Origin of the sequence: Ruegeria sp. HKCCA6837 (genome assembly GCF_013034475.1) — a bacterium.
GTDB lineage: Bacteria > Pseudomonadota > Alphaproteobacteria > Rhodobacterales > Rhodobacteraceae > Ruegeria.
The window spans coordinates 119,919-126,560 of the sequence record NZ_WQGD01000011.1; the positions used below are offsets into that span (position 1 = coordinate 119,919).

The following is a 6,642-nucleotide window of genomic DNA, read 5'->3' on the forward strand; positions in this document are numbered from 1 at the left end:
GTTATCCTAGATATAAAGATTCTATATCTGTGCAAAGCTGCCAGTGCAATGCAGGCTAATGCTGAACAACATCCCCGCGATGCAGCACCACTTTGGCAAACCCACCAGAAGAGACCCCAGATGCCACGAGATTTGCCTTTGCAGGCCAAATATTACACTCAGCCGGACTGGTTCGAGGTCGATAAAGAGAAAATCTTCTTCCGAAGCTGGCAATGCGTTTGTCATGTGTCCGAAGTTGCGGAGCCGGGCGATTTCAAGACATTCACCATCGTTGATGAGGATGTCTTTGTCATTCGCGCACAGGATGGTGGCATCAATGCGTATTACAATATCTGCCGCCACCGCGGTCATCCGCTGGTCGAAGGGTCAGGCAAGGGCAAAAGGGTGTTGGTCTGCCCTTATCATGCGTGGACTTATGAAATTAACGGCCGACTGCGCCGCGCGCCGGGTTCTGCGGAAAGCGATGGGTTGACCTGTGACCAGATCAACCTGCGCACTATTCAGGTCGAGGAGTTCTGTGGCTTTGTCTTTGTGAACCTGGACGAAAACGCTGAGCCTATGGGGCCCGGGCTTGAGGAATACCGCGACAACATCCTCAGCTTTCATTCCGACCCAACAAAGCTGAAATTTGTCTGCGAAACTGAAATCGAACATGACAGCAACTGGAAGCTTTCGGTCGAAAACTACAACGAGTGCTACCATTGCCCGACAGTGCATGCGAGCTCGCTGACCCATGGCGTTCTTGAGATGGACGGATACACAACGGTCCCGCACGGGAAGACAATCTGGCATGATGGCAAGGCGCAGACAAAGAACGAAAAGCAGTATGATTATGATCTGAACGCCGGCCCACGCGCAGGTGATTACGGTGCCTACTGGATCTTTCCCAATGTGTCGATGTGCTGTTACCCCGGAGGGTACTTTACGATCCGTCAGTTTTTGCCTGTGGCATGGAACAAGACGATCTATCGGTATCGGTGGTTCTCAAGCGGAGGCATTTCGGATGAAGATGTGATTGAACTGATGCACAAGCACAAGGAAACAACCGGGGCCGAAGACGAAGTTGTTGTCTCCAAGATCCAGAAAGGCATGCAAAGCCGCGCGTTCGAACCGGGGCCTTATGTCATCGGTGACGGCTCTGGTGCGATGAGTGAGGTCGGGCTGCGCCATTTCCACAATTTGTACCGCGAAGCGTTGGGAGAGGCTTGATGAGTGACGTAATCCGTCAGGACTTGGCCGCGCTTTACCGCCTTGCTCATTACTATGGCTGGACCGACCTGACATCGACCCACATTTCAGCGCGTCTTCCAGAGGACCCTGATCATTACCTGTTGAACTCACACGATTTGATGTTCGACGAAATCACGGCTTCGAACCTGACCCGTATGTCTTTCGACGGGCAGGCCGTGGATGACGGGCCGGGCAGCGGTAAGATCGTCAATTTGGCCGGGCACATCATCCATTCGGGCATTCTGTCGGCCCGGCCTGACGTGAATTACGTGATCCACAGCCACACGCGCGCTGGCGTTGCCGTGTCGGCCATGCCCGAAGGGTTGTTGGCTTTGTCCCAACACGCGGGATTTGTACTGGGTACGTTGTCGAGCCATCCCTATCAGGACTCCACAGCGGTTGAGGACGAAGGTGCCCTGTTGGCGCGCGACCTTGGTAGCAATTTTGCCATGCTGTTGCAGAACCACGGGCTGTTGGTGGTCGGGCGCACGGCGGCAGAGGCCTTCATTTATCACTACTACCTTGAGATGGCCTGCAAAATTCAAGTCGATATTCTGAGTTCAACGGACAATCCGATCACGATCACAGACGATGCAATGGATGCCTTGCACGACTGGGGCGCGCCGCAAAACGGACCACATGGGGGCGTCCAGTGGCCAGCGCTGATGCGTATGCTGGATCGAAGCGTGCCGGAGTTCCGGTCATGAGTGACAATGACCTGATCATGGCCCAACGCGAAGGTGCCTGTCTGACTGTCACGATCAACAGGCCAGCAAAGGCCAACTCGCTGACACCTCAGATGCTGGTCTCTCTGCGTGACGTTTTCCTTGAAGCCGGCAGTGACACAGCGCTGCGGGCTGTGATCATTACCGGCGCATGCGGGCGTGTTTTCTGCGCTGGCGCGGATCTAAACACACTTTCCATCGACGTGAACGGCCCAGACCCCTGGGACGAAATGGCCGAAGCGCTCAGAGCCATCCCGGTACTGACTCTGGCTGCCATTAATGGGCCTTGCATCGGCGGGGGGATGACACTGGCCCTTTCCTGCGACATCCGGGTTTGTGTGCCCGAAGCACGGTTTTCCTACCCGGTGCTCAAGAACAACGTTTTACCCGGTCAATACGATGTAAACAGGATGCACGCCTTGATTGGCCCGGGTCGGAGCGCAGTGATCCTGTTGGGGGGCGATGCCGTCAGCGCAGAGGATGCAGCCATGTGGGGTCTGGTCGACCGAATGGTGACGCGAGAAGTTTTAACAGACACCTGCCAAACGTTGTGTGCACCGGCCATAGCCTCTGCCGACGGGCATCTGAAAACCCTGAAATCCATGCTCGGAAGGAGTTCCAGATGAAAGGTATCCGAATTGTAGACATGACATCCGTTTTGTCCGGGCCGTTCTGCACCTGGCTAATGGCCAGTCTGGGCGCCGACGTTATCAAGGTGGAAAACCCGACTGGTGACCTTGCCCGCACAACTCCGCCGTTCGAGAATGACATCAGCCTCTATTTTGCGTCCCTGAACCGCAACAAGCGCTCGGTCGTTCTGGACCTGAAGACTGAACAGGGCAAAGAAGCCCTGCACAAGCTGCTGGCCACCGCAGATGTGTTTGTCGAGAACATGCGGCCCGGTGTGCGCGACCGGTTGGGATGCGGCGACGCCGATCTGAAACGGATCAACCCGCGCCTGATCTCGGCCTCGATCAGCGGCTTTGGGCAAACCGGAAGCCTTTCGCACCGCCCGGCCTATGACATCGTGGTCCAAGCAATGAGCGGCATGATGAGTATTAACGGAGAGTTGGACGGAGACCCCACCCGCGTCGGCTTTTCGATTGGGGACATCTCGGCTGCGCTGTTCACCACCATCGGCATTCTGCAACGTCTGTATGAGCGCGACGCACAAGGGAGCCAAAGTACCAGTCATCTGGACGTTTCCATGCTGGCCTGTCAGTGGGTTTGCTTGGAAAATGCCTTTGCGCGTTATCTCAATGCCGGGATCGTTCCAAAACCCATCGGCTCACGCCACCCGTCGATGACGCCTTTCGAACCCTATCCGACATCGGATCGGGATATCGTCATAGGATTGGGGAGCGACAAGGACTGGCCCCGGTTTTGCGAGGCCATCGGATATCTTGACCTGCTGGACGACCCTCGTTTTCAGGGGGATGAGGCCCGGCTGGCCAATCGCGGCGCCTTGGATCAGGTCTTGGGCGCACATCTGAAACAGCACACTGCATCTCATTGGATACAGATTTTGATCGACAACAGCATTCCGTGCTCGGTGGTCGAGAACATCCAAACAATTGCAGACGATCCTATCGCAGAAGAATACGCCGCCTTTTCCACCGTAAGCTCTGAAGGGAAGGATATGCGTTTTGCGCGCAACCCCATTGCAGATCGCGGCCTTCAGGAAAGCTCGGCACCCCGCCTTGGACAACATACGAACGAAGTTCTGTCAGAACTGGGATATGACGATGCAGCCATCGCGGTTTTGACACGCTGAACTCAAAAACTCTCCGACCAAGACAGGAACATTCGAATGCCCGAGTTTCAAACACCTGATGGGATAGCGCTGTACTACGAGGCAACCGGAACAGGTGCCCCGATTGTATTTGTGCACGAATTCGGCGGCGATTACCGCAGTTGGTATCGGCAGGTCTCGGACCTGTCGGATTCCTTTTGCTGCATCACCTACTCGGCGCGTGGGTTTCATCCCTCTGCGATCCCCTCAGACCGCGCGCAATATGGGCAGGCGCAATCAACCGGTGATCTTTTGGCGTTGTTCGATCATCTGGGTCTGGACGCCGCGCATCTTGTCGGAACCTCGATGGGCAGTTTCACCAGCCTGGACTTTTCCCTGAACCACCCCCAACGCGTCCTGAGCGTGACGCTGGTTGGTAACAGCTCTGGACCCCGCGATCCGGGCGAACAGGAAAACTATCGAAGAACCTGGGTCGGGCACGAAATTCAGCTGCGTAAAGACCGGGGAGGAGACGGGGCCGTCGCGGTGCTGGAAAATGATGCCGCCTATCAAGGCTTTCAGAAAAACGACCCCGATGGTTGGGCGACATATGCTGCAAACCTGCGCGGTCAGTCTGCCGAAGGGGCTGTGCATGTGTTATCTACCCTGCATTGGTGCCGGCGTTCCCTTTTTGACGACAGCGTTCGGCTGCAGGCTTTCAAAACGCCTGTCATGCTCGTGACCGGGGATGACGATTATTATCTGGTCGGTGAAACAAATGCATTCTTGAAGGACACCCTTACCAAGGTCAGATGGCATCGTTTTCCGGCGACAGGTCATTTGGTCAATATCGAACGGTCAGACGCGTTCAACCGCTTGCTGGCCGAGTTTATCGAGGAGCCGTCACACGAAAGCTGATCCTTACCGATTGCTGGAATGCGGCCCGATCTGTAGCGGTCTCGTGAAAACCAGGAGGCATTTTGAGGAAGTGCAACGCCCCAAACCGGGCGACTAAATTTGGCGCCAATGCGGACCAAGCTTGACCCAACATACATTTGGAACGACCGTCCTGTGCGACACCTTCCACGAAAGGGCATCCCCATGAGCAGCCATATTCGGCAAGAAGAAAGAACGCAGCGCCGTGATCGTTCGAACATGCTGATCATCATCTCGGACGAGCATCGAAAGGACGCGATGGGATGTGCGGGACACCCTATCGTCAAAACGCCCAATCTTGACGCTTTGGCCGCGCGTGGCACGCATTTTACCAATGCTTACACGCCCTCGCCCATGTGTGTTCCAACCCGCGCGGCGATCGCAACCGGTGATCATGTTCACAAGACCCGGTATTGGGACAGTGCATCCCCCTATGATGGCCGCATCCGAAGCTGGATGCGTCATTTGCGGGATCAAGGGGTGAAGACCGTTTCCATCGGCAAGCTGCACTTTCGTTCGGCCGAAGATGACAACGGTTTCTCGGAAGAAATCCTTCCCATGCATGTTGTGGGCGGCGTCGGATGGACGATTGGCCTCCTCCGCGAAACCCCGCAACCCTACGATGCGGCGGCAGAGTTGGCCGCAGATGTCGGCATTGGGAACAGCAGTTATACCGACTATGACCGCGAGATAACCAAAGCTGCCGAAGCGTGGTTGCAGAACACGGCGGACCCGGATCAACCTTGGGCCGCATTTATCTCGCTGGTCAGCCCGCACTATCCGCTGACATGCCCGGAAGAGTTTTACACCATTTATGATCCTGCGCGGATTGACCTACCCGTCGGATACGAGAACCGTTTTCGCCCAGAACACAGAGAGTTACGGAATTTGGCGGGCTTTTTCGACTACGAAAAGTACTTTGACGAACAAAGGATGCGCGAAGCCAAGGCTGCTTATTATGGCCTGACCAGTTTCATGGACGATTGCGTCGGTCGCATTTTGAAGGCGTTAGAGGCAAGCGGTCAGGCCGAAGACACAGTTGTCATCTATGTCTCGGACCACGGGGACATGATGGGTGATCAGGGTTTCTGGACCAAACAAGTGATGTACGAACAATCCGCAGGGGTCCCAATGATCCTTGCAGGGCCTGGCGTGCCAAAGGGGCGCAAGGTGGCCACCGGAACCTCGTTGATCGATCTGGCGGCCACTGCGCTCGACGCCACAGCAGTATCCCAAGACGAAATCAGCCGCGCTTTGCCCGGTGTTTCCCTGCGCCAACTGGCCCGTGAGCCTGACGATCCAGACCGCACCATTTTAAGCGAGTACCATGATGGCGGGTCAACCACCGGAACGTTCATGGTGCGGTGGCAGCAATGGAAGTATGTCCATTATGTCGGCCATGATCCGCAGCTTTTCGATCTTGCGACCGACCCGAACGAACTCCGGGATCTTGTCGCCCTGCAATCAGATGGCGCCTTTGCACTGGCTGCTCTTGCCGAAGGTGAACGCCGGTTACGAGGAATTTGCGATCCCGATGCTGTCAACGCACTATGTTTTGCCGATCAAAAAGCGAGGATTGAAGAACTGGGCGGAGAGGAAGCTTGTCGGACGGCTTATTGCTTCAATCACACGCCGACCCCGAACGAGCAGGAGAAGATGCGTCAAGCAAGCGCCCTGAGAACCTGATTTGGCTTTTTCCGAGGATATTCCGTTTTTGCGGATATTCTTTGCCGAACCAGGGGTTCAACCGGCGTTTGACAGAGCCTGATGGAACTTAATTTGACCGCGTTACGTTTGTGTTATGGGTTTGACGCGTTTAGAATGGTCTGTTGTTAGATATTCTGACGCTGTTTTCGTGATTATGATTTGCACCTCTGACCTTCGGGTTATGAGGCTGACGGTGTTTGATCGTTAAGCAATTGATCCGGTGGATCGATTGTAGTCTGAACGGGCTGTTTGGATTTTGGTTGCGGGGAGAGGATTTGAACCTCTGACCTTCAGGTTATGAGCCTGACGAGC

At 55.4% G+C, this 6,642-nt stretch carries 6 protein-coding genes; all 6 read left to right on the top strand.

Going from position 1 to position 6,642, the window contains the following annotated elements; all coding sequences use genetic code 11:
- Positions 1 to 120: 120 nt before the first annotated feature.
- The 6 genes from GOV91_RS15910 to GOV91_RS15935 all read left to right on the top strand — a co-directional run bounded on the left by GOV91_RS15910 (position 121) and on the right by GOV91_RS15935 (position 6,309).
- Positions 121 to 1,209: an aromatic ring-hydroxylating dioxygenase subunit alpha gene (locus GOV91_RS15910; RefSeq protein ID WP_171180970.1), complete on the top strand. Its 1,089-nt coding sequence runs from the start codon at positions 121 to 123 to the stop codon at positions 1,207 to 1,209.
- Entirely contained in the window at positions 1,209 to 1,937 is a 729-nt protein-coding gene (locus GOV91_RS15915; RefSeq protein WP_171236223.1) for a class II aldolase/adducin family protein, read from the top strand. The genes GOV91_RS15910 and GOV91_RS15915 overlap by 1 nt, the downstream gene beginning before the upstream one ends.
- Positions 1,934 to 2,581, top strand: a complete 648-nt coding sequence (locus GOV91_RS15920) for an enoyl-CoA hydratase/isomerase family protein (protein WP_171236224.1) — start codon at positions 1,934 to 1,936, stop codon at positions 2,579 to 2,581. The genes GOV91_RS15915 and GOV91_RS15920 overlap by 4 nt, the downstream gene beginning before the upstream one ends.
- The gene (locus GOV91_RS15925) at positions 2,578 to 3,729 is read left to right on the top strand and encodes a CaiB/BaiF CoA-transferase family protein (RefSeq protein WP_171236225.1); all 1,152 of its coding nucleotides are present in this window, start codon (positions 2,578 to 2,580) and stop codon (positions 3,727 to 3,729) included. The genes GOV91_RS15920 and GOV91_RS15925 overlap by 4 nt, the downstream gene beginning before the upstream one ends.
- A 36-nt stretch (positions 3,730 to 3,765) precedes the next feature.
- Positions 3,766 to 4,605, top strand: coding sequence for an alpha/beta fold hydrolase (locus tag GOV91_RS15930; protein WP_171236226.1), 840 nt, complete (start codon positions 3,766 to 3,768; stop codon positions 4,603 to 4,605).
- 183 nt (positions 4,606 to 4,788) lie between these two features.
- On the top strand, positions 4,789 to 6,309 hold the full coding sequence (locus GOV91_RS15935; RefSeq protein WP_171236227.1) for a sulfatase-like hydrolase/transferase: 1,521 nt from the start codon (positions 4,789 to 4,791) through the stop codon (positions 6,307 to 6,309).
- Positions 6,310 to 6,642: the final 333 nt, after the last annotated feature.

Bases quoted from the DNA above. Each gene is read 5' to 3' on its own strand.
- GOV91_RS15910 (WP_171180970.1), top strand. From the start codon at position 121: ATGCCACGAGATTTGCCTTTGCAGGCCAAATATTACACTCAGCCGGAC.
- GOV91_RS15915 (WP_171236223.1), top strand. From the start codon at position 1,209: ATGAGTGACGTAATCCGTCAGGACTTGGCCGCGCTTTACCGCCTTGCT.
- GOV91_RS15920 (WP_171236224.1), top strand. From the start codon at position 1,934: ATGAGTGACAATGACCTGATCATGGCCCAACGCGAAGGTGCCTGTCTG.
- GOV91_RS15925 (WP_171236225.1), top strand. From the start codon at position 2,578: ATGAAAGGTATCCGAATTGTAGACATGACATCCGTTTTGTCCGGGCCG.
- GOV91_RS15930 (WP_171236226.1), top strand. From the start codon at position 3,766: ATGCCCGAGTTTCAAACACCTGATGGGATAGCGCTGTACTACGAGGCA.
- GOV91_RS15935 (WP_171236227.1), top strand. From the start codon at position 4,789: ATGAGCAGCCATATTCGGCAAGAAGAAAGAACGCAGCGCCGTGATCGT.